This is a genomic window from Ruegeria sp. BG3, from assembly GCF_056538485.1.
Genome location: NZ_JBQFTE010000011.1, coordinates 64,360 through 90,166, shown reverse-complemented (window position 1 = coordinate 90,166; position 25,807 = coordinate 64,360). Strand labels below are relative to the sequence as shown.

Genomic DNA, 25,807 nt, shown 5'->3' with positions numbered 1-25,807 from the left:
GAGACGCGCGTGGCCCATAGGGTAGCAGACCTGTACTACACGATTGAAACGGTTTTACGAGCATCATACCGACGGGTGGTGTTGTGCCGGTCCGCAAGTGGAGACAGGTTCTGGCTCAAACGGGTTGAGCGCTTTGCCCCCCATCTTTGGCTGGTCAAAGGCTGCCCTAAGGTGGCATTTGCCAGGGACCGGACGTCGCATCGCTATTTGTGGAACAAAGGCGTGCCGGTGCCGCGCATCTTGGCCGAGGGTTCGGATTTCATCGCCGTCGAGGATGCGGGTCTCAGCCTGACCAAATTTTGTGGGGATCGTTCCCGGGAGCTTGTCAGCAAACTAGCGGTCTGTCGCGCCGCAGGAAGGGCTTTGGCGCGGCTTCATGCGTCAGATATTGCCCATGGCCGCCCCGCCTTTCGCGACATGTGCTGGGACGGGCAGCAGATCAGGTTCATTGATTTCGAATACTTTAAGCCAACCAAAGCGGGGAGGTTTCGCAAAGCCCGCGATCTTAGCATCGCAGTGCTGTCGGCCTTGACTCAAGGTCACCTAGGCCTGCGTTATGCGTCCAGCCTGCTATTCGGCTATTGGGCGGTTCGGGGCAAATGGGTCGTCGCCAATACCGCTCCAGCGCGTCAGATCCACACTGGGCTGTGACAAACGGACTTTGACCACAAGGGTTTTCGAAATGAAAAAACCCGCCAGACTCTGGCGGGTTTTTCTTCTTCAATGACCTGAGATCAATCCGCCGTCAAAAGCGGAGGTTTGTTGCCCGGAATACGCGGCTGATCGGGGCCGAGGATGTCCAAGTGCAGAGCACCTTTCTTGACCGAGACACGAACAACACCGCCCTTGGCGAGTTTGCCAAACAGCAACTCTTCGGCCAGAGGCTTCTTGATGTGTTCCTGGATCACGCGGCCCAGAGGGCGCGCGCCCATCTTGTCATCATAGCCTTTGTCGGCCAGCCATGCAGCGGCCTTGGGCGTCAGGTCGATGGTCACGCCGCGATCCAGCAGTTGCGCCTCAAGCTGCAGAACGAACTTCTCGACCACCTGCAGGATGACCTCTTTCGGCAGCGGCGCGAACGAGATCACCGCGTCCAAACGGTTGCGGAATTCCGGCGTAAAGGTCCGCTCGATCGCGGCGGTATCTTCGCCCTCGCGACGGTCGCGGCCAAAGCCGATGGCGGCCTTTGCCTGTTCCTGCGCGCCCGCGTTTGAGGTCATAATCAGGACCACGTTGCGGAAGTTCACCGTGCGGCCATTGTGATCGGTCAGCTCGCCATGGTCCATGACCTGCAGCAGGATGTTGAACACATCCGGGTGCGCTTTTTCGATCTCATCCAACAGCAAGACGCAGTGAGGATGCTGGTCGACGCCATCGGTCAGCAGGCCGCCCTGATCAAACCCTACATAGCCCGGAGGCGCACCGATCAGACGGCTGACCGCGTGTTTCTCCATATACTCCGACATGTCGAAGCGCAGAAGTTCCACGCCCAGATTGTCGGCCAGCTGTTTCGCCACCTCGGTCTTACCCACACCGGTTGGACCGGCGAACAGGTAGTTGCCGATGGGCTTCTCAGGCTCCCGCAGCCCGGCGCGCGCGAGCTTGATTGCGCTGGCCAAGGCCACAATGGCGTCATCCTGTCCGAAGACCACCCGTTTCAACGAAGCTTCGAGGTCTTTCAGAACCACCGCGTCGTCCTTGGTGACGTTCTTCGGTGGGATACGGGCAATCTTGGCGACGACGGCCTCGATTTCCTTCACACCGATTGTTTTGCGGCGCTTGCTTTCGGCCAGCAAATGCTGTGCGGCACCGGCCTCGTCAATGACGTCAATCGCCTTGTCCGGCAGTTTGCGGTCGTTGATATAGCGCGCCGACAGTTCCACAGCGGTTTTGATCGCATCCGCGGTGTATTTGATGGCGTGATGCTCTTCAAAATAGGGCTTCAGACCGCGCAGGATCTTCACGCTGTCTTCAACCGAAGGCTCGTTCACGTCGATTTTCTGGAACCGACGGCTCAACGCGCGGTCTTTTTCGAAGTGTTGACGGAATTCTTTGTAGGTAGTCGAACCCATAGTGCGCAGCTTGCCCCCCTGAAGCGCAGGCTTCAGCAGGTTGGATGCGTCCATGGCCCCGCCCGAAGTCGCCCCGGCACCAATCACGGTGTGGATTTCGTCAATGAACAGCACCGCATCGGGGTGATCTTCCAACTCGGTCACGACCGCTTTGAGACGCTCTTCGAAATCGCCGCGATAGCGGGTTCCGGCCAACAAAGCGCCCATATCGAGCGAGTAAATGGTGGTGTTCGACAGTACATCAGGGGCTTCGCCCGCAACGATCTTATGCGCCAGACCTTCGGCAATCGCCGTCTTGCCCACGCCGGGGTCGCCTACCAACAGCGGGTTGTTCTTCCGGCGGCGGCACAGCACCTGAATGCAGCGCTCGACCTCATCGGCGCGACCAATCAGCGGGTCCACATCGCCTGCGCGCGATTTGGCGTTCAGATCGACGCAATATTTACCCAAGGCGCTTTCTTTTTGATCTTCGTCGCTGGCAGTGGCTTGCACTTCATCTTCGACCTGATCCGCGCCTGAGACCGAGCGGCTTTCACCATAGGCCGGATCTTTCGCGACGCCGTGCGCAATGAAATTGACCGCGTCATACCGGGTCATGTCCTGTTCCTGCAGGAAGTAAGCGGCGTTGCTTTCGCGTTCGGCGAAGATGGCGACCAGTACGTTCGCGCCTGTGACCTCGGTCCGACCCGAGCTTTGCACGTGAATGGCCGCGCGTTGGATGACGCGCTGGAATGCTGCCGTTGGCACGGCCTCGGACCCGTCGATATCGGTGACGAGGTTCGACAGATCCTCATCAATGAATTCGACCAATGTGCTGCGCAATTCGTCCAGATCGACGCTGCAGGCTTTCATGACCCGGATTGCGTCAGGCTCTTCCAATAACGCCAGTAGTAGATGCTCTAACGTAGCAAACTCATGTCGCCGTTCATTCGCCGCTGCCAGAGCTGCGTGAATGGCTTGTTCCAAAGTGCTCGAGAATGAAGGCACGCGGGTGCTCCTCTGTCTTGGGTCAGAAGGGGGCAGGCTTGCGGCCGGATCCCCATCCCAACCATGTCCTCATACTATTAGAGTTTGGTTGATCGACGCCCGGCTTCAAGGGTTTTCTTTCACTTGACAGTCACATTTGTTGTGAGAGTGGCCGTGAGGATGGTCAAATAGGCATCAGAAATTGTCTTTTCTACCCCTGATCTCGGCAAAAACAGCAACCGGGTCCGCGCCTTCCATGCCCAAATGGGCCAGAATCGCCGGATCTTCGGCTCGAAGGAACGGGTTGGTTGCTTTTTCCAGACCCAGTTTCGAGGGCACCGTGGGCTGCCCCGCGGCGCGCGCGCGGTCGATATCGACGACGCGCTGTTGTAGCGCCGTGTTGGTTGGGTCGACAGTGACGGCGAATTTGGCGTTAGACTGGGTGTACTCGTGGCCCGAACAGACCAGCGTGTCATCCGGCAGCGCCGCAAGCTTGCTGAGTGATCGCCACATCTGCTCTGGCGTGCCTTCAAATAAGCGCCCGCATCCCAGCGCCATCAGGCTATCCGCAGTGAAGACAGCGGCACTTTGCGGCATGTAATAGGCGACGTGACCCAAAGTGTGCCCCGAGACATCCATTACCTGAACTGGCTCACCTGCGATCTCAAAGTTCTCACCGTCGCTGACTTGTTGGTCGAGCGGGGGCAGGCGGTGTGCATCAGCTGCTGCTCCGATCACCTTGGCCGGGTGTTTTTCAAGAATTCCGGGCAGCCCATCGACGTGATCCCAGTGGTGATGGGTCAGCAAGACATGGCTGAGGGCCCAGCCGCGCGCCTCCAACTCGGCCAGGATGGGCCCGGCTTCGGGTGCGTCGATCAGCGCGGTCGCGCCGCTTTGAGCATCATGCGCAAGAAACGCGTAATTATCGCTGAGACATGGGATGGTTACGATCTCAAGAGGCATGGCCTTTTGCCCTTTCGTTGCTAGACTGCGCCTCAGCTAAGCCGATTGACCGGGTGTCCGCAATGCATCTTGATGTGCAGGATCTGAGGAATTTCTACTATCGCAGCACGCTGGGCCGTGCGGCACAGGCTGCGATTCGTGGTCGGCTGATCGACCTCTGGCCCGAGGCGAAGGGCCAGACGGTGGCCGGATTTGGCTTTGCAGTACCTCTCCTACGCCCCTACCTGGCCGATGCGCGGCGGGTTATCGGATTGATGCCGGGTCCTCAGGGGGTGATGCCCTGGCCTGCCGGGATGCCCAATGTCTCGGTCCTGACCGAAGAGACGCTTTGGCCGATTGAGACGGGCCACGTGGACAAGCTGGTGGTGATGCACGGGCTTGAGACCTCGGAACAGCCCAGCAAGGTGCTTGAGGAATGCTGGCGCGTGTTGGGGCCAGGGGGCAGAGCGCTTTTTGTAGTGCCGAACCGGGCGGGGCTTTGGTCGCGGTCCGACCGGACACCGTTCGGATTTGGTCACCCATATTCGGCCACGCAACTCGAGAACCTCCTGCGCAGCCATCATTTTGTGCCTGAAAACCACTGTTCCGCACTGTATCTACCGCCCTCGTTCCGACGGTTCTGGCTGAAATCGGGTAGCCTGATCGAAAAAACCGGCCAGCGCATTCCTACCATAATGGCCGGAGGCGTACTGATGGTTGAGGTCAGCAAGCTGATCCGTCCGCCAAGCGGCACGGTCACCAAGGACAAGGTGAAACGTCCGATCAAAGCGCTGGACGGTTTGCTGAAGCCGGCGTGACGATTCCGCGCAGTCATCGGGAAAAAATGCGGGAAAAAGGTCACAGGAATCGCAAAAACCTGCAAATCAGTAACATTTTTCAACTGCGCCAAGGGGTCCAAACGGTCGCACTTGGGTTAAGCTTATGAAAACTAACGATTTGTGGATAATTCAGTTACCGCTATCGCGTATTGCTTGGTGGAAGCACCTCTGATACATCCCCGGTGATTTTGATCCCCGCCCTTCAAGGACGGGGTATCTTCACGCCCCCGGGTTGGCTGCGCGCGCGGTTTTCGGGGCCTAAGTATCGGAAGGGTGGACGTGTCCGAACCAGCTTCGATTTCCACAGGCATCGCCGAGCGCTATGCCACCGCGATTTTCGAGATCGCAAAAGAGAACAAAGACCTTGCAGGTCTGGAATCCGGCATCAATGATCTTGCGGCTGCACTGGGCGAAAGCGCCGATCTGCGCGACCTGATCGCATCTCCGCTGGTTTCCCGCGCCGAACAGGAAAACGCCATTGCCGCTGTTGCTGACAAGATGGGCCTGAACGCCATCCTGCGCAATACGCTGGGTCTAATGGCGCAGAAGCGTCGCCTGTTTGTGGTGCCGCAGCTGGTGCAGGTCCTGCGCGACATGCTTGCCGAAGAGCGCGGCGAAGTAACCGCCGATGTCGCCTCGGCCAAGGCGCTGACCAAGACGCAAATGGAAAAACTGTCCAAGACGCTGTCCGAGCGTGTGGGCAAGACCGTGACTATCAATGCGACCGTGGATGAAAGCCTCATCGGCGGTCTTGTCGTTAAAGTGGGCTCGAAAATGATCGATAGCTCGATCCGTTCGAAGCTGAACTCCCTACAGAATGCAATGAAAGAGGTCGGATAAATGGGAATCCAAGCTGCAGAGATTTCTGCAATCCTGAAGGACCAGATCAAGAATTTTGGTCAGGAAGCCGAAGTGGCCGAGATCGGCCGCGTGCTGAGCGTTGGTGACGGGATTGCCCGTGTATACGGCCTGGACAACGTGCAAGCCGGTGAGATGGTCGAATTCCCCGGTGGCATCATGGGCATGGCGCTGAACCTGGAAAGCGACAACGTGGGTGTCGTTATCTTCGGTTCTGACCGTGACATCAAAGAAGGTGACACTGTTAAGCGCACCAACTCGATCGTGGACGTTCCGATCGGTGACGAGCTGCTGGGCCGCGTTGTAGACGGTCTGGGCAACCCGCTGGACGGCAAAGGCCCGATCAACGCAACCAAGCGTGGCGTTGCAGACGTCAAAGCCCCCGGCATCATCCCGCGTAAATCGGTGCACGAGCCGATGGCAACCGGCCTGAAATCGGTCGACGCGATGATCCCGATCGGCCGTGGCCAGCGTGAGCTGATCATTGGTGACCGTCAGACCGGTAAGACCGCCGTTGCTCTGGACACCATCCTGAACCAGAAAGTTTACAACGACGCAGCAGGCGACGACGAGTCGAAGAAACTGTACTGCGTTTATGTTGCGGTTGGTCAGAAGCGTTCGACCGTTGCGCAGCTGGTGAAGAAACTGGAAGAGTCCGGCGCGATTGAATACTCGATCGTTGTTGCCGCGACCGCGTCCGATCCCGCGCCGATGCAGTTCCTGGCGCCCTACGCCGCGACCGCGATGGCCGAGTACTTCCGCGACAATGGCCGCCACGCTCTGATCATCTATGATGACCTGTCGAAACAGGCTGTGTCCTATCGTCAGATGTCCCTGCTGCTGCGCCGCCCGCCGGGCCGTGAAGCCTATCCGGGTGACGTTTTCTACCTCCACTCCCGTCTGCTGGAGCGTTCGGCGAAGCTGAACGAAGACTTCGGTGCAGGCTCGCTGACCGCTCTGCCGGTTATCGAAACACAGGGTGGTGACGTTTCGGCGTTTATTCCGACCAACGTGATCTCGATCACCGACGGTCAGATCTTCCTGGAAACCGAACTGTTCTACCAGGGCATCCGTCCTGCTGTGAACACCGGTCTGTCGGTTTCGCGTGTGGGCTCCTCGGCTCAGACCAACGCGATGAAATCGGTTGCTGGTCCGGTTAAGCTGGAACTGGCTCAGTACCGCGAAATGGCTGCGTTTGCGCAGTTTGGTTCTGACCTCGACGCCGCAACTCAGCAGCTGCTGAACCGTGGTGCGCGTTTGACCGAGCTGATGAAACAGCCGCAGTACTCGCCGCTGACCAACGCGGAAATCGTCTGCGTCATCTTCGCCGGTACCAACGGTTACCTCGACAAGATCGACGTATCCGATGTTGGCCGCTACGAGGCCGGTCTGCTGGCGCATCTGCGCGGTAAGCACGCTGACCTGCTGACATGGCTCACCGACGAAGATCCGAAGATCAAGGGTGAAGCGTCCGACAAGATCAAGGCAGCGATCGACGAATTTGCCGCGACCTTCGCATAAGAGGAGGTTCCGATGCCTAGTCTGAAGGACCTTAAAAACAGGATCGAGTCGGTCAAATCGACCCGCAAGATCACCAAGGCCATGCAGATGGTCGCGGCTGCAAAACTGCGCCGCGCCCAGGAATCTGCTGAAGCCTCGCGCCCCTATGCCGAGCGGTTCAATGCCGTGATGGCGGGGCTGGCGGCTTCGGTCGGGGGTAGCGACAGCGCCCCCAAGCTGCTCCGTGGTACGGGCAGTGATGATGTCCATCTGCTGGTTGTGATGACAGCTGAACGCGGCCTGTGTGGCGGCTTCAACGCGAACATCGCCAAGCTTGCCCGCGCCAAAGCTGAAGAGCTGCGCGGCAAAGGCAAAACGGTCAAAGTTCTGACCGTTGGCAAAAAAGGCCGCGACGCGCTCAAGCGCGATCTGGGCGATTTGTTCGTAGGTCATGTCGACCTGAGCGAAGTCAAACGTATTGGCTACACCAATGCGCAAGACATCGCGAAGGACGTCCTGTCTCGCTTCGATGCGGGTGAGTTCGATGTTGCCACGATCTTCTACTCGAAGTTCGTCAACGTTGTGACACAGATCCCGACGGCACAGCAGGTTATCCCCGCCTCGTTCGAAGACGAAGCGGCAGGTGACGACAGCGGTGCAATCTTCGACTACGAGCCCAGCGAAGAGGCCATTCTGGCCGACCTGCTGCCCAAGGGGGTTGCGACCGCGATCTTCTCGGCTCTGCTCGAAAACGGAGCGTCTGAACAGGGTGCACGGATGTCCGCGATGGACAACGCGACACGCAACGCGGGTGAGATGATCGACAAGCTGACGATCCAGTTCAACCGCTCGCGTCAGGCCGTGATCACCAACGAGCTGATTGAAATTATTTCCGGCGCCGAAGCGCTGTAAGAAAACCGGAGACGAAACATGGCGAATGCAAAAGGCAAAGTCACACAGATCATCGGGGCCGTCGTCGACGTGCAGTTCGAAGATCAGTTGCCTGAAATTCTGAACGCGCTGGAAACCACCAACAACGGCAAGCGCCTGGTGTTGGAGGTTGCTCAGCACCTGGGTGAAAACACCGTCCGTACCATCGCGATGGACGCGACCGAAGGTCTGGTCCGTGGCGAAGTTGTAACCGACACTGGCGCACCGATCTCAGTTCCGGTTGGTAACGCAACTCTGGGCCGCATCCTGAACGTTGTTGGCGAGCCGATCGACGAAAAAGGCCCGGTTGAAGCAACCGAAGCCCGCGCGATCCACCAGCCCGCACCTGAGTTCGACGAACAGTCGACCGAGTCGGAAATCCTGGTCACCGGCATCAAGGTTGTTGACCTGCTGGCCCCCTACGCTAAAGGCGGTAAAATTGGCCTGTTCGGCGGTGCCGGCGTTGGCAAAACCGTTCTGATCATGGAACTGATCAACAACATCGCAAAAGTGCACTCCGGCTTCTCGGTGTTCGCGGGTGTTGGTGAACGGACCCGTGAAGGCAACGACCTGTACCACGAGATGATCGAATCGAACGTGATCAAGCCCGACAACCTGTCGGAATCGCAGGTTGCGCTGGTTTACGGTCAGATGAACGAACCTCCGGGTGCGCGTGCACGTGTTGCTCTGACCGGTCTGACCCTGGCTGAGCAGTTCCGCGACCAGTCCGGTACCGACGTTCTGTTCTTCGTCGACAACATTTTCCGCTTCACGCAGGCAGGTTCCGAGGTTTCGGCTCTGCTGGGTCGTATTCCTTCGGCGGTGGGTTACCAGCCGACACTGGCGACCGACATGGGCGCCCTGCAGGAACGCATCACCTCGACCAAGTCGGGCTCGATCACCTCGGTGCAGGCCATTTATGTTCCTGCGGACGACTTGACCGACCCCGCGCCGGCCACCTCGTTTGCTCACTTGGATGCGACCACCGTTCTTAACCGTGCGATCTCGGAAAAGGGTATCTACCCGGCTGTTGACCCGCTCGACTCGTCGTCGCGTCTGCTGGACCCGGCCATCGTTGGTGAAGAGCACTACGCGGTTGCGACCGACGTTCAGCAGATCCTCCAGCGCTACAAGTCGCTGCAGGACATTATCGCCATCCTCGGCATGGACGAACTGTCGGAAGAAGACAAACTGACCGTTGCCCGCGCCCGTAAGATCGAGCGCTTCCTGTCGCAGCCGTTCGACGTGGCCGAAGTCTTCACCGGTTCGCCCGGCGTTCAGGTTCCTCTGGACGTGACCATCGCATCGTTCAAAGCTGTTGTGGCTGGCGAATACGATCACCTGCCCGAAGCGGCCTTCCTGATGGTTGGCGGGATCGACGAAGTGATCGCCAAAGCGGAGAAGATGGCCGCAGAAGCCGCCTAAGGAGTATCCCTGATGGCAATTACAATGCAATTCGACCTCGTCAGCCCCGAGCGGAGCCTCGCTTCGCTCGCGGCCACCGCGGTCCAGCTACCCGGCGCGGACGGGGACATGACGGCAATGCCGGATCATGCCCCTACGATCACGACGCTGCGCCCGGGCATCCTGAAGGTCGACGCGCCCGAAGGCACCAGTGAATATCTGGTGACCGGCGGGTTTGCTCAGATCAACGGTGATGGCCTGTCGGTTCTGGCCGAAAAGGCCATTCCGGTTGCCGAAGTGACCCGGTCGCATCTCGATGACCTGATCGCCGACGCGCGTGCCTCGCATGATGCGGCCAAGGAAGGCGATGATCAGTCCATCGTCGACGAAGCCGCTAAGCTGCTGGCCGATATGGAAGCCCTTGGAACGCATATGAGCCTGTAACAGGTTCACCTGCAGAAGAACTGAACGGCCTCGCTTTCGCGGGGCCGTTTTTTTGTCGTGATTGTGAGATAACTGTGGAATAAGTTCCGGTAGTTACGAGTTAAAGACGCAGTAGATGAAGACTTTTCGCACCCATCCCATAGGTATTGATCAAGGCGAGACAGTTCTATTCTCGGACTTCTCCAATGGCGGCGACATGTGGACGGGCAATGGCCCGCGTGAGCGTCGTTCCCCGGTGAAATTCAGCCAGCCGTTCCGGTCAGCCCCGGTGATCCAGATCGGAGTGTCTTTGTGGGATGTGGATACTTCCTCGGCCCTGCGCGCCGAGGTTCAGGCCGAAGAGATCACAGCCGAAGGGTTCACCGCCGTGTTCCGAACTTGGTCCGACACGAAGATCGCGCGTATCCGCGCGTCGTGGACGGCGATTGGCGAGGTTGCCCATGAGGATGATTGGGACATCTCATAAGGCCGGTTTGACGGCCCGCAGGTCATGCGGGCCAGTGTGTTGATCAGTCTTCGATCATGTCCACGCGTGTTGCGTGGCGGCCACCTTCGAACTCAGCCGTCAGAAACGCATCCACGATGTCGAGAGCCTGACCCTCGCCAATAACGCGCGCGCCTATGGAAAGCATGTTGGCGTTGTTGTGCTGGCGGATCATACGGGCCGAGAACGTATCCGAGCAGACGCCACAGCGGATACCCGGAACCTTGTTTGCGGCCATCATGATCCCCTGGCCAGTGCCACACAGCAGGATACCCAGCGCACAATCGCCTGAGGCGACACGTTCAGCCGCAGCCTTGCCGTGCAGAGGGTAATGCGTGCTTTCAGGCGTGGTGGGGCCGATGTCGACGACCTCCCACCCGGCTTGGGCGATATGCGCCGCAAGGGCTTGGCGCAGGTCGATGGCGGCGTGGTCGCTGGAAAGAACGACGCGTTTGGTGTCAGTCATTAGAACGCTGTCCCGCTGTATGGTGGTAGAGAAAGGGCAGGGGCGTCCTAGTGCGCCGCTGCTAGAAAGAAAAGGGCGGCTATCGCAAGCCGCCCTGTCAGATCAGTCCATCTGGTACATGGATTCGTAGATCGGGGTAAGGGTCTTGTCTTCGAAAAGGGAGGAGACGCTGGTACCGTTCCAGATGTTCAGGATGGCCTGGGTAAAGATCGGCGCGGTCGGTACAATGCGGATGTTCTTGGCTTTCAGGATCGCGTCGGTCGGCTGGATCGTGTCGGTCAAAACCAGAGATTTCATCACCGAATTCGTCACGCGCTCAACCGCGGGGCCGCTCATGACGCCATGGGTGATGTAGGAGTGGACCTCTTTCGCGCCGTTATCCAGCAGCACCTGCGCCGCTTTGCACAGGGTGCCAGCGGTGTCGCACATGTCGTCAACGATTAGGCAAATCTTGTCTTTAACATCGCCGATGACGGTCATCTCAGCCACTTCACCGGCCTTTTCGCGGCGTTTGTCGACGATCGACAGGGGGGCTTCGATCCGCTTGGCCAGTTCGCGCGCGCGGGCCACACCGCCGACGTCGGGCGAGACTACCATGATCTCGTCCATATTGTCTTTGAACTGGTTTTTCACATCCAGTGCAAAGATCGGTGAGGCGTAGAGGTTGTCCACCGGGATATCAAAGAAACCCTGAATCTGGGCTGCGTGCAGGTCCATGGTCAGAACCCGCTCAATCCCAGCGCCGGTCAGCATGTTGGCGACCAGCTTGGCCGAGATCGGTGTGCGCGCCTTCGTGCGGCGGTCCTGACGGGCGTAGCCAAAGTAAGGGATCACGGCGGTGATGCGCTGCGCGGACGAGCGGCGCAGCGCGTCGGCGATGATCAGCAGCTCCATCAAGTTGTCATTCGCCGGGTTTGAGGTCGGCTGGATGATGAACATATCCTCGCCACGGACGTTTTCGAACACCTCGACGAAGATCTCGCCGTCGTTGAAGCGCTCGACGCGGGCGTCGACCAGACCCTGATCAACGCCGCGATACAGGCTCATGCGGCGCGATATGGTTTCGGCAAGCGGAAGGTTAGCGTTCCCAGCAATCAGCTTGGGTTCGTGGAGTGTCGGCATCGGCTGGAGTCCCCGGGCAGCGTTGGCAATGTGACAGATTCGTGATGTTGACACCGCTTAGCATGGCCTTACCGTTCCGCAAAGACAACGCAGCGGAGAAAGTGCAGATGACCCAGATTGACTACTATTTTGCGACAATTTCACCCTATACCTATCTGGCGGGCACACGGCTGGAGGAGATCGCGGCCAAGCATGGCGCGACGATCAACTACAAACCGCTGGACATTATGGCGCTGTTCGGGCGCACAGGCGGGACGCCACCAAAAGACCGGCATATTTCCCGCATTGAATACCGCGCGCAGAATCTGGTGCGGGTCGCGAAAAAGCTTGGCGTACCGTTCAACCTAAAACCGGCGCATTGGCCGACCAATATGGCTCCGTCCTCTTATGCTGTGATTGCAGCGGCCAAGGATAGATCGGGGGATGTGGGCAAACTATGCCATTCCCTGCTGCGGGCCTGTTGGGCTGAAGAGAAAGACGTCGCGCAGGACGACGTGATCCGTGATTGCCTGACGCAAGCCGGGTTCGATGCCGATCTGGCCGATAGCGGCCTGTTGGTGGGGGCCGAGACCTACGCTGCCAATCTGGAAGAGGCTGTGGAGAGCGGGGCTTTCGGCGCGCCCTTCTACATCACACCTGATGGTCAGCGGTTCTGGGGGCAGGACAGCCTTGACGACCTCGACCAACACTTGGCCGAGTTGAAAGGCTGAGCCTACAGATGGGATAGAAACTGGTCGATCTGTTCATGGCTGATCGACCAGTCGCAGACCAGTCGGCAGGGCAGAGGTTCTGCCTCATCCGCGCCTTCCAACTGAGCCCCCCATAGGTGATAGACGGCGCCCGCCTTATGAAGCTGGCGATGTTTGGCGCGCGGGAAGGAGGCGAAAATCATGTTGGCCTGCGGCTCATGCAGGAAATTGGCTCCTTTCGCCCGAAGACCCTCAGCCAGACGAGCACAGTTTGCATTCGCCTGGCGAGCTGATTTCAGCCACAGATCGTCTTCCAGATAAGCCGACATCTGGGCAGACAGATACCGGTGTTTTGAGAACAAATGCGCCCCGCGTTTGCGGCGCAGCTCGAATTCCCATGCTTTGGATTCGTCGAAGAAGATTACCGCCTCTACCCCCATCAACCCGTTCTTGGTGCCGCCAAAACTGACCGCATCCACACCGGCCTTCCACGTCATGCCTGCCGGTGAACACCCCAGCGCGACCAAAGCATTCGTAAACCGCGCGCCATCCAGATGCACCGGCAGGTCATACTCCTTCGCAACCGCACACAGCGCTTGCAATTCTTCCAGCGAATAAACCGACCCTCGCTCAGTCACTTGTGTGATGGAAACCGGTCCTCGTTGCGGTCCATGCACACCACGCGTTTCTTCTACGGAAATCGTCCGGCGCAGCGCCTCGGGGGTCATCTTGTCAGTACCCGGCACAAGGGTCAGCTTCGCTCCGCTATAGAATTCGGGCGCATTGCATTCATCCTCGTGGATATGCGCGACCGGAGAGCAGAAGATTGTCTCCCACGGCTTGGAGAGGGTGGCCAGTGCCAGTGAATTCGCCGCCGTTCCGGTCGCCACCAGATAGACCGCCGCGCCGGGGGCTTCGAAAATGCTGCGAAGGCGATCCCGGACCTCGTTCATCAGGGTGTCAGCCCCATAGGCCATCTGATAGCCCTGGTTGCCCTCGGTCAGTTTTGCCAATACCTGCGGATGGACAGGCCCGGAGTTGTCAGAGGCAAAATACATCAGGTCGGCTCCTCAATGATATAGTCTTCCCACTCTTCCATGGGGGTCTCGAACTCGGAAACGGTACGCCCCTGAACCGAGACACCGGCGGCATGCACAGATTCAGCTGTACCAGTCAGCAAGGGGTGCCAATCATAGAGAGGCTTGCCCTCCCACAGCAGGCGATAGGCGCAGGTTTGGGGCAGCCAGTAGGCGTGCGAGTCGATGTTGTCCGGCGTCATGACGATGCATTCGGGCACGAACTGGTGCCGGATGTCATACTGGGTGCAACGGCAGCTTTCATCATCCAAAAGACGGCAGGCAACGCAGGTCAGCGCGACCTCGCCCGTGTCTTCGTCTTCCAGCTTGTTCAGGCAACACTTGCCGCACCCATCGCAAAGCGCCTCCCACTCGCGCTGGTTCATCTTGCGCAGCGGTTTGCGTTCCCAAAAGCGCGGAGACAGACCCGCGCGGTTGATCGGATCCACGCTCATCGAGCCGCCAGAATCTCGCGCGACTTCGCGCAATCGGCATCCATCTGGGCGATCAGCCCGTCCAGACCATTGAACTTCAATTCAGGCCGCAGGAACTCGACCAACCCGACCGAGAGGGTTGCACCGTAAAGATCGCCGGAGAAATCAAACAGGAAGGTCTCGATATTGGGGACCTCACCATTGAACATAGGCCGCACGCCAATCGACGCCGCGCCTTGGTAGGAGCCCTTGTTGGGACCGTCCAGAACGTCCACCAGTACGGCATAAACACCGAATTTTGGCGGGTGCAGGCCCTCTATCGACATGTTTGCGGTGGGAAAGCCCAGCTCGCGCCCGCGCTGCTCGCCGCCGATGACCTCGCCTTCGATGCGGTGCCAATGGCCCAGCATGGTTGCCGCATCTCCGGGTCGGCCTTCGCTGAGCGCGGTTCGGATCGCGGTCGAAGAGACGACGTTCTCGGAACGCTCCATCAAGGGGGCGATGGTCACGCCGAACCCCATTTGCTCGCCAAAGCGGACCATATCCTGCGCTGCTCCAACCCGCCCTTTGCCGAAGCAGAAATCGGCACCCACAACGATATGGGACAAGCCCAGACCGTCACAGATCACATTGCGCGCGAATTCCTCGGGGGTCAGCCCGGCCAAAGCGGCATTGAAGGGCAGCTCGTACAGCTTCTGCACACCCAGCTTCTCAAGCCGGTGTGCCCGAGCGTTCCCGCGCATCAACCGAAACGGAGGCGCATCGGGCGCAAAATACTCACGCGGATGCGGTTCAAAAGTCAGCACGCCCAGAGGCGCGTTCGGAGCCGCATTGCGCGCCAGCTCGATAACCGACTGGTGCCCCACATGGACGCCATCAAAGTTTCCGATCGCCACGCTGGCGCCGCGATCTTCTGGCTCGATATACTGGAAGTCCCGGATGATCTGCATGCGCTTTGGGTACTGTTCATCAACAGTATGTTCAAGCGTGACCTTCGAGAATTTCGGACAATTCGACCCGCTTGTATGGTGAGGGGCAGTGTGTCACTCAGTTCAGCAATGACTGTTGCAACGCGCCTGTCATTGCTGCAAGGATTGGGCCCCTCATCGGAATGAGTGCGTGCCTACTCGCTCAATCGAACTTACGCGATGGGGCAAGGACCATGGCTTCACCTACAAGAACCTTCTTGCCATCGACTGCACAGTGACAATCCAGTTTCACGCGGCGTTTGGCGAAATCAATGTCGATCACCTTGACCTCGGCATAGACCATGTCGCCGGGGCGCACCGGGGCCAGAAACTTCAGTGACTGACCCATGTAGACCGTCCCGTGACCGGGCAATTGCTCGCCAATCACGGCCGAGATCAACCCAGCCGTCAGCATCCCATGCGCAATGCGGCCCTCAAAGATCGTATCGCGCGCGTAGTCATCGTCCAGATGCACAGGGTTCCGGTCGGTCGAGACCTGGGCGAACATCTCGATATCTTCATCCGTCACCACTTTGCGCAGGTGGCGGGACATGCCCATCTCGATGTCTTCAATACAGATCGTTCCGCGTGGAAGATTGTCCAACATGGTGCCCTCACTTGAATTCTGCCGAGTAATAAAAGTCTACCATCGGCCATCTGTTGGCAACTTTATTACTTCGCAGTTGCAGAAAATCAAGTGAAAAATGACTAGCGCAAACGCCCGATTGTATAGGTGGGATTGATCTTTTCCCTTTCTATATAGTCGCTTAGAGATTCTGCGTGGGGGTGGTGCGACGTTTTCGTCTCCGCTGCGGCCAACCCGCCTGAGATAAAGAGCGTATCGATTCCCTCTCCCATGCCGCCAAGGATGTCGGTATGCGGGCCGTCACCGATAGCCAGAATGTCGCTGTCCGAGACGTCAACATCCATTTCCTGCACGCGACGACGCGCCAGATCATAGATCGGCGGATGGGGTTTGCCGAAATACAGGCTCTCGCCACCCATCTCGGTATAGAGCTTCGCCAAAGCGCCCGCGCACCATTCCCGTACTTCGCCTCGATCGACCACGATATCGGGGTTCGCACATAGCAGCTTCATGCCTTTTTGCTTGGCGTAGAGGAAGTCTGGGCGATTGACGTCGGGGTCCGCCATCGTGTCAAACGGCCCGCAGCAGACGATTCCCTCGGCCTGATCCAGAGGAACGCGCTCGATATGAACAGGATGGTCCAACAGTTTCAGGGGCTCGAAGAAGCCTGCATCACGTTCCCATTCGCCCATGAAGTAGACCTTCTCGCCGACCGTTCCGCGGAACATGGCTGAACGGGCTGAATCTCCGCTTGTGGCGATGGTGTCATAGGCGTCGGCGGGGACGTTGAACTGCGATAGCTGCGTGGCGACGCCCGCGCGCGGCTTCGGAGAGTTTGTCACCAGAACAACGAATCCGCCTTTCGAGCGGTAGGTCTGCAGCGCGGCAACCGCTTCTGGATACGCAGTGATCCCATTGTGAACACAGCCCCAAAGGTCGACGAAAAGTACTCTGTAACGGTCGGAGATCTCGTGGAGGGCGGAGATGATCTGGGTCATGGGATTCCCTTTGGCATAGTCTGCAGACAGCCAAGCCTATGGCAGAGCTCGGCAGGTTTTGCCAGAGGGGGCGCTGCCCCCGCCGCGGCAAGCCGCGACTCCCCCGAGGTATTTTGAAACAAAAGAAGCAGGGGATCCGCACTTCATCTGGCTATAAGTATCTCGGAGCGCGAGGCAGAGCCTCGCATAAAGAAAAAGGGCGCCCACTTGGGGCGCCCTGGGGTAAGGTCTCAGACCTTGAGGTTGGGGATGATCTGCTTTTTCCGGCTCATGATGCCGGGCAGGACCACAGCGTCGCCGTCGACCGATGCGCCGAAGCTGTTCTCGGCGACGGTTTTAACCAGGTCATTTGGGACCAGCAGGGTGGCTTCTTCGTTCAGGATGTCGACGACGAACAGCAGCACCTGATCGACGCCGTCTTCCTTTGCTACGTCAACCATCGACGCGGCCAAGCTGTCCTTGCGGTCCAGAACAACGCCCGGAGCGGTGGTTTCCAGAACAGAGACACGGAACTTGGTGCCTTCGACTTCATATTCCTTGCTGTCCATGCGGATCAGTTCGGCATCCGAGAATGAGGACACATCCGATTTTGCTGCGAACATGTCCGACGCATAGGCCGAGACATCCAGACCCAGTTCTGCGGCCAGTTTCTCGGCCACTTCCCGGTCATGCGCGGTAGTTGTGGGCGAGCGGAATTCCAGCGTATCCGACAGGATGCAGGTCAGCGCCGCGCCTTTGATGGCCTCGGGCATTTTGGCTGCGTCGTCCCCCATCAGGTCAACCATGATGGTCGCGGTGCAAGCCAGAGGGCGCACGGTGATATCTATCGGGCCTTTGGTTTCCAGACCGCCAACCAGTTTGTGGTGATCGATGATGGCGCGGATGTCGGCGCTATTAACGCTGGCGGGCAACTCGGCCGGGTTGTTGGTGTCGACGATAATAACCGGAGCGTCCGCTTCCACATCTTCAATGATGCGTGGCTTGGGCAAGTCCCAGCGCTGCAGCATGAAGGCGGCTTCGGTGTTGGGCTCGCCTAACAGCACGGGCTCTGCCTGCTCGCCTTTGACTTCATTCAGGTACCACGCCCACAGAATCGGAGAGCCGGTGGAATCGGTATCGGGAGATTTGTGACCAAATACTAGGGTTGTCATATCAGCGTCCTGCGGATTGGAAATTTGCGCGCCTTATAGGGCCCACGACAGGGCTTGTCACCCGCTTGCGAGCCGCTGCGACTGTTGGTCTGACGTGCCGAGAAATCAGAACGGCGCGCGCGCCAGCGTGTAGCCTTCCTTTTCCAGAAGCGAGAGCAAACCGTATGTCTGGCTGAGATGCCCGGCACCTACCGCGATAACTGCCGTCTGATCCTGAATACGTAGGATATGGTCCATCCAACTGTTATTGCGATCTACCAGCAATTGTTGTTCGAACTGCGCCCATTCCGCGTCGTATTCCTCTTGCGACAGGCCCGAAGCCTCGAACCCCTGAATCCGGGCTAGTTGCAGGATCTGCGCATGTTTTTCCTCGAGATACGCATTGGCCATCGTGGCGAGGTGGTTTGCATCGGCCTGCATCGCTCCGGACAGGCGGACGAGTGAGTCGACCTGTTGTTCCAGCGAAAGCGTGTCGAACATCGCCATCAGATCCTCGAGCCGCTCCAGCGAGTGTTGGGGGATTCCGTGCGCCTCGGCCACATCTGTCAGGCGGGCATCCATGCCATGGTTCGCATCCGGGTTTTGCATCAGACAGGGCGGGATGCCCAGCATCATGCTCAGAAACCAGGGCCGCATTTTGGCCGCCATCCAACTGGGAATGCCGCGCTCGGCCAAAGAGGTCGAAAGGGCCGCCCAGTCCTCGGCGCTCATCAGGTCGATCAGGGTGGGACCCTCGGTGATCATCACGGGGCTCAGGTCATTGGCCAGGCCTTGCTCGAACGCTTCCATTTTGGCCTCGGTGACCTCGAAATAGATCGCGTCTGCTTGGGCTACGATGGGTGTCAGCCGTTCGACGACCGGCCCCATCCGTGCATCGTTGGTGTGCAGTGTTCCGATCAGGTGCAGGGTCGTGTCGCCCTTGGTGGCGATCCAGTGATTGCCCTCGGGGTAAGGGACCGAGGCAAGGGATTGTTGCAGGGCGGCCTGATCCTCTTCCGACATCAAGGGTCGCAGGTCGTGACCTTCGCAGGCGGCATGTGCCGTGATGGGCAGAAGTAATAGTCCAATAAGGGCCATCAGGCGCATAGGCGGTCATTCCTCGAATGGTCAAACAGACGACATAAGATTTAGGCATCCAAATGCAGCATATTCAAGGCGACCCGTCTGGTATTTCGACACGAAACGCATAGCATTGGGCCATGGAGCGCGAGCAGGATCTTTATCCCCCCATCAAGGCATTGTTTGAGAGGCAGGGCTATACCGTAAAAGGTGAGGTTGGCGCAGCCGACATCATGGCCGTGCGCGACGGGTCCGAGCCGGTGATTGTCGAGTTGAAACTGCGCTTTTCGCTGGCTTTGTTCCATCAGGCCGTCGCGCGGCTCAGGATCACGGATCAGGTCTATCTGGGGGTCGGCAAGCCAACCGGACGCACTGCGCGTCGAGCGTTGCGGGACAATCTGGCGCTCTGCCGCAGGTTGGGTTTGGGCCTGATCACCGTGCGCGCGGACGGAGCGGTCGAGGTGCAGTGCGATCCCGGCCCCTATGCCCCGCGCAAGAACAAGGTCAAAGCAGGCCGGATGCTGCGAGAGTTTGATCGGCTGCAAGGCGACCCGAACTCTGGCGGCGCAACGCGGCACGGCATTGTCACCGCTTATCGACAGGATGCTTTGAAATGCGCGGCGCATCTTGCCGAACATGGCGCCTGCAAAGGGGCCGAGGTCGCGAAGTCGACAGGCGTAGCCGAGGCCACTCGGCTGATGCGCACCAATCACTACGGCTGGTTCGACAAGGTTGAAAAAGGTGTTTATGCCCTGACGGATGCGGGGCAGGAAGGCCTTAAACACTGGGCCTATAGTTGGGAAGATAGTGAGTTGCGGAACTAGGGGCGCGAATCATTCATCTTTATCCGACCGATCGAAACAAATTTCGACATTCGATCATATTGTATTTGGGTGCTTCAGCTTTTGGTTGAATAACCTTCCTGTGATATCGCCAAAACGGAGAACTTCCATCCGATTATGGCAAAAAATGGGCATTTAGTTTGGATACAAGACTGTTCCGTGAGATGGTCTTACAGGTGTGAAACGGTTAAACGGTGTTTTGGAGTGCGCAATGATTAGAGTTTGTTGTCTCTTTTTAGTTTTTTGTCTGGGTATAGGCAGCGCTGATGCGGCTACTTATCGATATCTTCTGGGAGACCACCCTGGTGGTGCAGCGCAAGCAAATTATGACTATGGTCTGCGGCTAGATAGGGAAGACCCAGATTTATTTTACACGTTCCAAAACAACAACGCCTTCTTGGTCTATGACGATGTGCTAGGTACAGCGTCTATTACTGGTACAGTTAACCAGTCGCTGTTTGGCAATGTAACTTCGCCGACAAGTGTTGCCATTAGCTATGTTCTTTCAGGCATCGTTGATTTCGGCGGTGGTTTTTTTACCGCAACAGGAGGTTCTGGTAGCGTCGGAGGGAACCTGCTGATGGGTAAACAGCAGGACATGAATGATCCTAATAGCCCTGCTTTTCTTTTCCTCAATGATGGTCACCGACTTGGTGGTTCCGGTATCGTAGGCCGCGGTTGGGTGAATGGTGAGGAACGTCCAAACGATTTCCTTTTCACCGCAACGGTGGCGCCGGTTCCTCTTCCTGCTGCTGGTTTCCTGTTGGTCGGAGCGTTGGGGGCATTGGGTCTCGCGCGTCGCAAACGTTCATCATAAGCTATCTGAAAAGAATCCCAAAACGCCCGGCTCAACCGGGCGTTTTTTTATTTTGCGCCCGTTGACTTGGGGTTTCAGACCCCCTAGCTATGCGTCGTTATCACTCTCTACCCTTGAGTGCTAATGCCTCGCCAGTCGGCGAGGGGAGGATAGATAAACTTTGAGCCCAAGGAGCTACAAAGATGGCATTGAAACCGCTTCATGACCGTGTGCTGGTTCGCCGTACAGAAAGCGAAGAGAAAACCGCAGGCGGCCTGATCATTCCTGATAGCGCGAAAGAAAAGCCCAGCGAAGGCGAAGTCGTCGCAACCGGCGAAGGCGCACGCAAGGACAGCGGCGAGCTGATCGCAATGGCGGTCAAAGCTGGCGACAAGATCCTGTTCGGCAAATGGTCGGGCACCGAGGTTCAGGTCGACGGCGAAGAGCTGCTGATGATGAAAGAAAGCGACATCATGGGGATCATCGAGTAAGCCGCCGCGCTTCACTCTGATCTTCATTTACAACTTATTTCTCAAGGAGAAACGACATGGCTGCAAAGGACGTCAAATTCGACACCGATGCCCGTAACCGCATGCTGGCAGGTGTGAACATCCTGGCCGACGCTGTTAAAGTGACCCTCGGCCCCAAAGGCCGCAACGTGGTTCTGGACAAATCCTTCGGCGCGCCGCGCATCACCAAAGACGGTGTTTCGGTTGCCAAGGAAATCGAACTGGAAGACAAGTTCGAAAACATGGGTGCGCAGATGGTGAAAGAAGTCGCCAGCCGCACCAATGACGAAGCCGGCGACGGCACCACCACCGCAACCGTTCTGGCCCAAGCCATCGTTCGCGAAGGTCTGAAGCAGGTTGCAGCTGGCCTGAACCCGATGGACCTGAAGCGCGGCATCGACCTGGCGACTGCCAAGGTTGTTGCAGGCATCAAAGACGCGTCGCGTGAAGTCAAAGACTCGGCAGAAGTTGCTCAGGTTGGCACCATCTCGGCCAACGGCGAAGCCGAAATCGGCCAGCAGATCGCAGACGCGATGCAGAAGGTTGGCAACGAAGGTGTTATCACCGTCGAAGAAAACAAAGGTCTGGAAACCGAGACCGATGTTGTCGAAGGTATGCAGTTCGACCGTGGCTACCTGTCGCCTTACTTCGTCACCAACGCAGACAAGATGATCGCAGAACTCGACGACTGCATGATCCTGCTGCACGAAAAGAAACTGTCCTCGCTGCAGCCGATGGTTCCGCTGCTCGAGCAGGTGATCCAGTCGCAAAAGCCGCTGCTGATCATTGCTGAGGATGTTGAAGGTGAAGCGCTGGCGACTCTGGTTGTCAACAAACTGCGCGGCGGCCTGAAAATTGCTGCTGTCAAAGCACCGGGCTTCGGCGATCGCCGCAAAGCCATGCTGCAGGACATCGCGATCCTGACCGGTGGTCAGGTCATCAGCGAAGATCTGGGCATGAAGCTCGAGTCCGTTACCATGGACATGCTAGGCACCGCCAAGAAGATCGAGATCACCAAAGACGAAACCACCATCGTTGACGGTGCAGGCGAGAAAGCCGAGATCGAAGCACGTGTTGCTCAGATCCGCACTCAGATCGAAGAAACCTCGTCGGACTACGACCGTGAGAAGCTGCAAGAGCGCGTTGCCAAACTGGCAGGCGGTGTTGCTGTTATCCGCGTCGGCGGCATGACCGAAGTTGAAGTGAAAGAGCGTAAGGACCGTGTGGACGATGCTCTGAACGCAACACGCGCTGCCGTTCAGGAAGGCGTTGTTGTTGGCGGTGGTGTTGCTCTGGTTCAGGCCGGTAAAGCACTGGAAACTCTGGAAGGTGCAAACGCTGACCAGAACGCCGGTATCAACATCGTTCGCAAAGCGATCGAAGCGCCGCTGCGCCAGATCGCTGAGAACGCAGGTGTTGACGGTGCGGTCGTTGCGGGCAAAGTCCGCGAATCCGGCGATGTATCGTTCGGCTTCAACGCACAGACCGAAGAATATGGCGACATGTTCTCGTTCGGCGTGATCGACCCAGCCAAAGTTGTCCGTACCGCGCTGGAAGATGCGGCGTCGGTTGCTGGTCTTCTGGTCACCACCGAAGCAATGGTTGCTGACAAGCCCGCCAAAGAAGGCGCGGCACCTGCTGGCGGCATGCCCGACATGGGCGGCATGGGCGGCATGATGTAAGCTGCTTAGGCCATAGTGCTTACGAGCGGGGTCGCCTTTGGGCGGCCCCGTTTGCGTTTGGAATGCCCGCTGCGTGGTCATGCCTCCGGCGGAGGTATTTATGAACAGAAGAGGGCTGGACGTTGCACGTAGCCGGAAAGTGAGTGTGCAAAGTGTGGCCAACGCGCTATGCGGGTTTCATGAGACTGTTTCTTCTGACCTCCCTGACCATGTGCGCCTTTGCGGCCAATTCGATTCTGAACCGGCTGGCGATTGAGAGCGGGGCGAGCGATCCTACGTGGTTCGCCGTCGTCCGTGTTCTGGCGGGTGCGATGGTTCTGGCCGTGTTGGTTCTTTTGAAGGGCGGGGTTCTGCCGCTTCGGTCGCCACGTCGGATCATCGGGGCGGGGTCACTGTCTCTCTATATGATTGGTTTTTCTGTGGCTTACCTGACGCTGGACGCCGGGTTGGGGGCGTTGATCCTATTTGGTGTCGTTCAGATCACCATGTTCGCAGTCGGAGCTATGACCGGAGCGACCCCAACGGTGCGCCAATTGGCTGGCGCAGCGGTCGCATTGGGCGGGTTGGCCTATGTGCTTTGGCCATCGGGGACCGTTCAGGTGGACGCCTTGGGGGCTGCTCTGATGGTCGCGGCGGGGATTGGTTGGGCCGCTTATTCCTTAGCCGGACGATCTGAGCCGAACGCGTTGGAGGGCACGGCGGCCAATTTCGTTGTCGCCTTGCCCGTCACGGCTATGGCCTTACTGGTGGCGGGCGGCACATGGCAGATGACAGGGTTTGGCTATTTTCTGGCGGCTCTCTCCGGAGGCGTGACCTCGGGTCTCGGCTACGCGCTGTGGTATCGCGTGTTGCCGCAGCTTGCCCCCTCGGTCGCGGCAGTCGTGCAACTGAGCGTCCCTGTCATCGCAATTGTTGCGGGAATTGTGTTGTTGGGTGAGGTGGCAAGCATGCGCTTGATCATCGGCGCGGCGCTGGTTTTGGGCGGGATCGCGCTGGCAGTACAGCGCAGAACCTGAGGTCACATCTTTCCCCGAACCGAAATAGGCCTTATCTGGCGGGTATGAAAGTTCTGCTTGCCATAATTTTCCTCCTTCTCCCGGCTGTGGCCCAGGCGAAATGCGTGATCCTGCTGCATGGGCTCGCTCGGACCGAGGCTTCCTTTTCGGTGATGGAGCAATTGTTCGAGGTGCATGGCTACACAGTCATTCGCCCTGGCTATCCGTCGACCGATTTGGGTATTCCGGAACTGGCCGAGCAAACTCTGCCCGATGCGTTCGCCGAATGCGGGGACGACACCGCAAATGTCGTGGCGCATTCCATGGGCGGTATCCTGTTGCGCTATTGGCTGCAGGATCACGAACCAGAGAATTTGGGTCGCGTTGTCATGCTTGGGCCGCCTAACCAGGGCAGCCAACTGGTGGATGAATTGGGCGCGTGGGAGGTGTTCGGCTACCTCAACGGTCCGGCCGGGCTGCAGTTGGGCACAGGCCCCGAGGGTATCCCGCGCCAATTGCCTCCAGTAGACTTCGAGCTTGGGGTGATCGCGGGTGAAAACTCTCTGAACCCGGTCTTTTCGTCGATGATAGACGGGCCTGACGATGGCAAAGTGTCGATCCGGACGACCCGGGTTGACGGCATGGCGGACCATATCGTTCTGCCTGTGACGCATACTTTCATGATGAACAATCCTCGCGTCATGGCCCAGGTACTGCACTTCATCGAATTCGGAAAGTTCGACCCGCAAATCACTTGGCTTGACGGGGTGATGGACGCAATTGACGAGATCTGTATCGGGCAGGATTGCTCGGAGCCGGACTCGGAGCGCACGGAATGACCGCATTGGATATGACGTTGACCGGGGCAGAGGTTTTGCTGCCGGAGGCCGGGTTGTCGCTTGCCGATTTGTCGATCGCCGAAGGGGTAGTGCAGGGCGACCGGACCGGGCGACAGGTTGATTTGTCAGGCTATCTGGTTCTACCTGGCATCATCGACCTGCACGGGGATGGGTTCGAGCGTCACATCGCCCCGCGCCGCGGTGCCATGAAGCAGATGAACGAAGGCCTCCTTTCGGTCGAGGCCGAGCTCGCCGCCAACGGGATTACCACCGGCGTTCTAGCCCAGTTCTATAGCTGGGAAGGCGGGGTGCGCGGGCCAGACTTCGCCTCGCAGGTGTTCAAGGCGATTGCCGAGGTCAAGGACAGCACGGTCACTGATCTGATCCCGCAATTGCGGTTCGAGACACATATGCTGGATGACTATGACGAACTGGCCGAAAAGATTGCGGATTGGCAGGTGCCATATGTCGTCTTCAACGACCACCTACCGCATGACCGCCTGGCCGAAGGGCGCAAACCACCGCGTCTGACCGGGCAGGCCTTGAAAGCGGGGCGTAACCCCGATGCGCATTTTGAGATGCTGTTGTCTATGCACGCCCGCAGCGATGAAGTCCCTGCCGCACTTGACGCGCTTTGCGCTGAGTTGATCAATAGCGGCGTGCGTTTGGGCAGCCATGATGATGCCACACCCGAGACCCGCGCAGGATGGCGCAAACGCGGCGTTTCGATCGCCGAATTCCCCGAAACCCTCGCCGCAGCCGAAGCCGCGCGCACAGCCGGAGATCACATCATCCTAGGCTCGCCCAACGTGGTGCGCGGAGGCTCCCATAAAGGCAACGTCAGCGCACTGGACCTGATCGCGATGGGTCTGTGTGACGCTCTGGCCTCGGACTACCACTACCCCAGCCCGCGCCGTGCCGCGTTGATGTTGGCAAAAAGCGGGTTGTTGGATTTTGCGGCGGCCTGGGCGCTGGTTTCATCCGGCCCCGCGCGAGTTCTCGACCTGACAGATCGCGGCACGCTGATGCCGGGTCAACGCGCCGATATCGTCATTCTGGACGCAAAAACCCACCGTGTTGCGGCCACCTTTGCTAGCGGGCGTGTCAGCCACATGTCAGGCGATATCGCGGCCAGATTTTTCGCCTGACCGCCCCA

27 protein-coding genes are annotated in these 25,807 nt (G+C 58.5%); 16 read left to right on the top strand and 11 right to left on the bottom strand.

Annotated features, from left to right (window positions below):
* Positions 1-9: 9 nt before the first annotated feature.
* A complete protein-coding gene (locus ACR0AI_RS17550; protein ID WP_480675910.1) occupies positions 10-651 on the top strand; it encodes a hypothetical protein in 642 nt (213 codons plus the stop codon).
* An 83-nt stretch (positions 652-734) separates the two neighbouring features.
* On the opposite strand, the gene clpA is transcribed toward ACR0AI_RS17550, so the two are convergent.
* Positions 735-3,059 (bottom strand): ATP-dependent Clp protease ATP-binding subunit ClpA, encoded by a 2,325-nt coding sequence (gene clpA / locus ACR0AI_RS17545; RefSeq protein WP_480675908.1) that lies wholly within the window; start codon positions 3,057-3,059, stop codon positions 735-737.
* Positions 3,060-3,233: 174 nt separating this feature from the next.
* A complete protein-coding gene (gene gloB / locus ACR0AI_RS17540) occupies positions 3,234-4,001 on the bottom strand; it encodes a hydroxyacylglutathione hydrolase (protein ID WP_419737643.1) in 768 nt (255 codons plus the stop codon).
* Between the two features lie 62 nt (positions 4,002-4,063).
* Here gloB and ACR0AI_RS17535 point away from each other — a divergent pair, with 62 nt between their 5' ends.
* From ACR0AI_RS17535 to ACR0AI_RS17505, 7 genes are all read left to right on the top strand, one after another.
* The gene (locus tag ACR0AI_RS17535; protein ID WP_170374614.1) at positions 4,064-4,798 is read left to right on the top strand and encodes a class I SAM-dependent methyltransferase; all 735 of its coding nucleotides are present in this window, start codon (positions 4,064-4,066) and stop codon (positions 4,796-4,798) included.
* Positions 4,799-5,098: 300 nt separating this feature from the next.
* On the top strand, positions 5,099-5,659 hold the full coding sequence (locus ACR0AI_RS17530; protein ID WP_170374616.1) for a F0F1 ATP synthase subunit delta: 561 nt from the start codon (positions 5,099-5,101) through the stop codon (positions 5,657-5,659).
* Positions 5,660-7,198: a F0F1 ATP synthase subunit alpha gene (gene atpA, locus ACR0AI_RS17525; protein ID WP_170374618.1), complete on the top strand. Its 1,539-nt coding sequence runs from the start codon at positions 5,660-5,662 to the stop codon at positions 7,196-7,198.
* 12 nt (positions 7,199-7,210) lie between these two features.
* Complete coding sequence (locus ACR0AI_RS17520; RefSeq protein WP_170374620.1) at positions 7,211-8,089, top strand: F0F1 ATP synthase subunit gamma; 879 nt, start codon at positions 7,211-7,213, stop codon at positions 8,087-8,089.
* An 18-nt stretch (positions 8,090-8,107) separates the two neighbouring features.
* A complete protein-coding gene (gene atpD / locus ACR0AI_RS17515; protein ID WP_170460468.1) occupies positions 8,108-9,532 on the top strand; it encodes a F0F1 ATP synthase subunit beta in 1,425 nt (474 codons plus the stop codon).
* A 12-nt stretch (positions 9,533-9,544) separates the two neighbouring features.
* Positions 9,545-9,955 carry a F0F1 ATP synthase subunit epsilon gene (locus ACR0AI_RS17510; RefSeq protein WP_480675906.1) on the top strand — a complete coding sequence of 137 codons (411 nt, stop codon included), beginning with the start codon at positions 9,545-9,547 and terminating at the stop codon, positions 9,953-9,955.
* A gap of 115 nt (positions 9,956-10,070) precedes the next feature.
* Positions 10,071-10,421, top strand: coding sequence for an H-type lectin domain-containing protein (locus ACR0AI_RS17505; RefSeq protein ID WP_170460472.1), 351 nt, complete (start codon positions 10,071-10,073; stop codon positions 10,419-10,421).
* Positions 10,422-10,464: 43 nt separating this feature from the next.
* On the opposite strand, the gene rpiB is transcribed toward ACR0AI_RS17505, so the two are convergent.
* Together rpiB and ACR0AI_RS17495 are read right to left on the bottom strand one after the other, a co-directional pair.
* Complete coding sequence (gene rpiB, locus ACR0AI_RS17500) at positions 10,465-10,905, bottom strand: ribose 5-phosphate isomerase B (RefSeq protein WP_480675905.1); 441 nt, start codon at positions 10,903-10,905, stop codon at positions 10,465-10,467.
* 102 nt (positions 10,906-11,007) lie between these two features.
* Positions 11,008-12,027: a ribose-phosphate pyrophosphokinase gene (locus tag ACR0AI_RS17495; RefSeq protein WP_170637503.1), complete on the bottom strand. Its 1,020-nt coding sequence runs from the start codon at positions 12,025-12,027 to the stop codon at positions 11,008-11,010.
* A 107-nt stretch (positions 12,028-12,134) separates the two neighbouring features.
* On the opposite strand from ACR0AI_RS17495, the gene ACR0AI_RS17490 reads away from it, so the two are divergent.
* The gene (locus ACR0AI_RS17490; protein ID WP_480675903.1) at positions 12,135-12,737 is read left to right on the top strand and encodes a DsbA family protein; all 603 of its coding nucleotides are present in this window, start codon (positions 12,135-12,137) and stop codon (positions 12,735-12,737) included.
* A 2-nt stretch (positions 12,738-12,739) separates the two neighbouring features.
* On the opposite strand, the gene ACR0AI_RS17485 is transcribed toward ACR0AI_RS17490, so the two are convergent.
* The 7 genes from ACR0AI_RS17485 to ACR0AI_RS17455 all read right to left on the bottom strand — a co-directional run bounded on the left by ACR0AI_RS17485 (position 12,740) and on the right by ACR0AI_RS17455 (position 19,015).
* A complete protein-coding gene (locus ACR0AI_RS17485; protein ID WP_480675901.1) occupies positions 12,740-13,774 on the bottom strand; it encodes a threonine aldolase family protein in 1,035 nt (344 codons plus the stop codon).
* Entirely contained in the window at positions 13,774-14,247 is a 474-nt protein-coding gene (locus ACR0AI_RS17480) for a YcgN family cysteine cluster protein (protein WP_480675899.1), read from the bottom strand. The genes ACR0AI_RS17485 and ACR0AI_RS17480 overlap by 1 nt, the downstream gene beginning before the upstream one ends.
* The gene (locus ACR0AI_RS17475) at positions 14,244-15,176 is read right to left on the bottom strand and encodes a bifunctional riboflavin kinase/FAD synthetase (RefSeq protein ID WP_480675897.1); all 933 of its coding nucleotides are present in this window, start codon (positions 15,174-15,176) and stop codon (positions 14,244-14,246) included. The genes ACR0AI_RS17480 and ACR0AI_RS17475 overlap by 4 nt, the downstream gene beginning before the upstream one ends.
* 181 nt (positions 15,177-15,357) lie before the next feature.
* Entirely contained in the window at positions 15,358-15,801 is a 444-nt protein-coding gene (locus tag ACR0AI_RS17470) for a MaoC family dehydratase (protein ID WP_074736482.1), read from the bottom strand.
* A gap of 101 nt (positions 15,802-15,902) precedes the next feature.
* On the bottom strand, positions 15,903-16,778 hold the full coding sequence (locus ACR0AI_RS17465) for a TIGR01459 family HAD-type hydrolase (protein WP_480675895.1): 876 nt from the start codon (positions 16,776-16,778) through the stop codon (positions 15,903-15,905).
* Positions 16,779-17,008: 230 nt separating this feature from the next.
* On the bottom strand, positions 17,009-17,929 hold the full coding sequence (locus ACR0AI_RS17460; protein WP_480675893.1) for a manganese-dependent inorganic pyrophosphatase: 921 nt from the start codon (positions 17,927-17,929) through the stop codon (positions 17,009-17,011).
* Positions 17,930-18,034: 105 nt separating this feature from the next.
* Positions 18,035-19,015, bottom strand: coding sequence for a TraB/GumN family protein (locus ACR0AI_RS17455; RefSeq protein WP_480701416.1), 981 nt, complete (start codon positions 19,013-19,015; stop codon positions 18,035-18,037).
* A gap of 113 nt (positions 19,016-19,128) precedes the next feature.
* On the opposite strand from ACR0AI_RS17455, the gene ACR0AI_RS17450 reads away from it, so the two are divergent.
* The 7 genes from ACR0AI_RS17450 (at position 19,129) to ACR0AI_RS17420 (ending at position 25,799) form a co-directional block, all read left to right on the top strand.
* The gene (locus tag ACR0AI_RS17450) at positions 19,129-19,812 is read left to right on the top strand and encodes a DUF2161 domain-containing phosphodiesterase (RefSeq protein ID WP_480675889.1); all 684 of its coding nucleotides are present in this window, start codon (positions 19,129-19,131) and stop codon (positions 19,810-19,812) included.
* Positions 19,813-20,041: 229 nt separating this feature from the next.
* Entirely contained in the window at positions 20,042-20,647 is a 606-nt protein-coding gene (locus ACR0AI_RS17445; RefSeq protein WP_480675887.1) for a VPLPA-CTERM sorting domain-containing protein, read from the top strand.
* A gap of 182 nt (positions 20,648-20,829) precedes the next feature.
* Positions 20,830-21,117 carry a co-chaperone GroES gene (gene groES, locus ACR0AI_RS17440; RefSeq protein ID WP_170352338.1) on the top strand — a complete coding sequence of 96 codons (288 nt, stop codon included), beginning with the start codon at positions 20,830-20,832 and terminating at the stop codon, positions 21,115-21,117.
* A gap of 56 nt (positions 21,118-21,173) precedes the next feature.
* Positions 21,174-22,817, top strand: coding sequence for a chaperonin GroEL (gene groL / locus ACR0AI_RS17435; protein ID WP_170374649.1), 1,644 nt, complete (start codon positions 21,174-21,176; stop codon positions 22,815-22,817).
* Positions 22,818-22,996: 179 nt separating this feature from the next.
* Entirely contained in the window at positions 22,997-23,833 is an 837-nt protein-coding gene (locus ACR0AI_RS17430; RefSeq protein WP_480675885.1) for a DMT family transporter, read from the top strand.
* A gap of 44 nt (positions 23,834-23,877) precedes the next feature.
* Complete coding sequence (locus ACR0AI_RS17425; protein ID WP_480675883.1) at positions 23,878-24,651, top strand: alpha/beta fold hydrolase; 774 nt, start codon at positions 23,878-23,880, stop codon at positions 24,649-24,651.
* Positions 24,648-25,799 (top strand): alpha-D-ribose 1-methylphosphonate 5-triphosphate diphosphatase, encoded by a 1,152-nt coding sequence (locus tag ACR0AI_RS17420; RefSeq protein ID WP_480675881.1) that lies wholly within the window; start codon positions 24,648-24,650, stop codon positions 25,797-25,799. Before ACR0AI_RS17425 ends, ACR0AI_RS17420 begins: the two co-directional genes overlap by 4 nt.
* Positions 25,800-25,807: the final 8 nt, after the last annotated feature.

Excerpts from the sequence above, each read along its gene's own strand:
- gloB (WP_419737643.1), bottom strand. The coding sequence starts at position 4,001 with ATGCCTCTTGAGATCGTAACCATCCCATGTCTCAGCGATAATTACGCG.
- ACR0AI_RS17535 (WP_170374614.1), top strand. The coding sequence starts at position 4,064 with ATGCATCTTGATGTGCAGGATCTGAGGAATTTCTACTATCGCAGCACG.
- atpA (WP_170374618.1), top strand. The coding sequence starts at position 5,660 with ATGGGAATCCAAGCTGCAGAGATTTCTGCAATCCTGAAGGACCAGATC.
- ACR0AI_RS17520 (WP_170374620.1), top strand. The coding sequence starts at position 7,211 with ATGCCTAGTCTGAAGGACCTTAAAAACAGGATCGAGTCGGTCAAATCG.
- atpD (WP_170460468.1), top strand. The coding sequence starts at position 8,108 with ATGGCGAATGCAAAAGGCAAAGTCACACAGATCATCGGGGCCGTCGTC.
- ACR0AI_RS17510 (WP_480675906.1), top strand. The coding sequence starts at position 9,545 with ATGGCAATTACAATGCAATTCGACCTCGTCAGCCCCGAGCGGAGCCTC.
- ACR0AI_RS17505 (WP_170460472.1), top strand. The coding sequence starts at position 10,071 with ATGAAGACTTTTCGCACCCATCCCATAGGTATTGATCAAGGCGAGACA.
- rpiB (WP_480675905.1), bottom strand. The coding sequence starts at position 10,905 with ATGACTGACACCAAACGCGTCGTTCTTTCCAGCGACCACGCCGCCATC.
- ACR0AI_RS17495 (WP_170637503.1), bottom strand. The coding sequence starts at position 12,027 with ATGCCGACACTCCACGAACCCAAGCTGATTGCTGGGAACGCTAACCTT.
- ACR0AI_RS17490 (WP_480675903.1), top strand. The coding sequence starts at position 12,135 with ATGACCCAGATTGACTACTATTTTGCGACAATTTCACCCTATACCTAT.
- ACR0AI_RS17485 (WP_480675901.1), bottom strand. The coding sequence starts at position 13,774 with ATGTATTTTGCCTCTGACAACTCCGGGCCTGTCCATCCGCAGGTATTG.
- ACR0AI_RS17480 (WP_480675899.1), bottom strand. The coding sequence starts at position 14,247 with ATGAGCGTGGATCCGATCAACCGCGCGGGTCTGTCTCCGCGCTTTTGG.
- ACR0AI_RS17475 (WP_480675897.1), bottom strand. The coding sequence starts at position 15,176 with ATGCAGATCATCCGGGACTTCCAGTATATCGAGCCAGAAGATCGCGGC.
- ACR0AI_RS17470 (WP_074736482.1), bottom strand. The coding sequence starts at position 15,801 with ATGTTGGACAATCTTCCACGCGGAACGATCTGTATTGAAGACATCGAG.
- ACR0AI_RS17465 (WP_480675895.1), bottom strand. The coding sequence starts at position 16,778 with ATGACCCAGATCATCTCCGCCCTCCACGAGATCTCCGACCGTTACAGA.
- ACR0AI_RS17460 (WP_480675893.1), bottom strand. The coding sequence starts at position 17,929 with ATGACAACCCTAGTATTTGGTCACAAATCTCCCGATACCGATTCCACC.
- ACR0AI_RS17455 (WP_480701416.1), bottom strand. The coding sequence starts at position 19,015 with ATGCGCCTGATGGCCCTTATTGGACTATTACTTCTGCCCATCACGGCA.
- ACR0AI_RS17450 (WP_480675889.1), top strand. The coding sequence starts at position 19,129 with ATGGAGCGCGAGCAGGATCTTTATCCCCCCATCAAGGCATTGTTTGAG.
- ACR0AI_RS17445 (WP_480675887.1), top strand. The coding sequence starts at position 20,042 with ATGATTAGAGTTTGTTGTCTCTTTTTAGTTTTTTGTCTGGGTATAGGC.
- groES (WP_170352338.1), top strand. The coding sequence starts at position 20,830 with ATGGCATTGAAACCGCTTCATGACCGTGTGCTGGTTCGCCGTACAGAA.
- groL (WP_170374649.1), top strand. The coding sequence starts at position 21,174 with ATGGCTGCAAAGGACGTCAAATTCGACACCGATGCCCGTAACCGCATG.
- ACR0AI_RS17430 (WP_480675885.1), top strand. The coding sequence starts at position 22,997 with ATGAGACTGTTTCTTCTGACCTCCCTGACCATGTGCGCCTTTGCGGCC.
- ACR0AI_RS17425 (WP_480675883.1), top strand. The coding sequence starts at position 23,878 with ATGAAAGTTCTGCTTGCCATAATTTTCCTCCTTCTCCCGGCTGTGGCC.
- ACR0AI_RS17420 (WP_480675881.1), top strand. The coding sequence starts at position 24,648 with ATGACCGCATTGGATATGACGTTGACCGGGGCAGAGGTTTTGCTGCCG.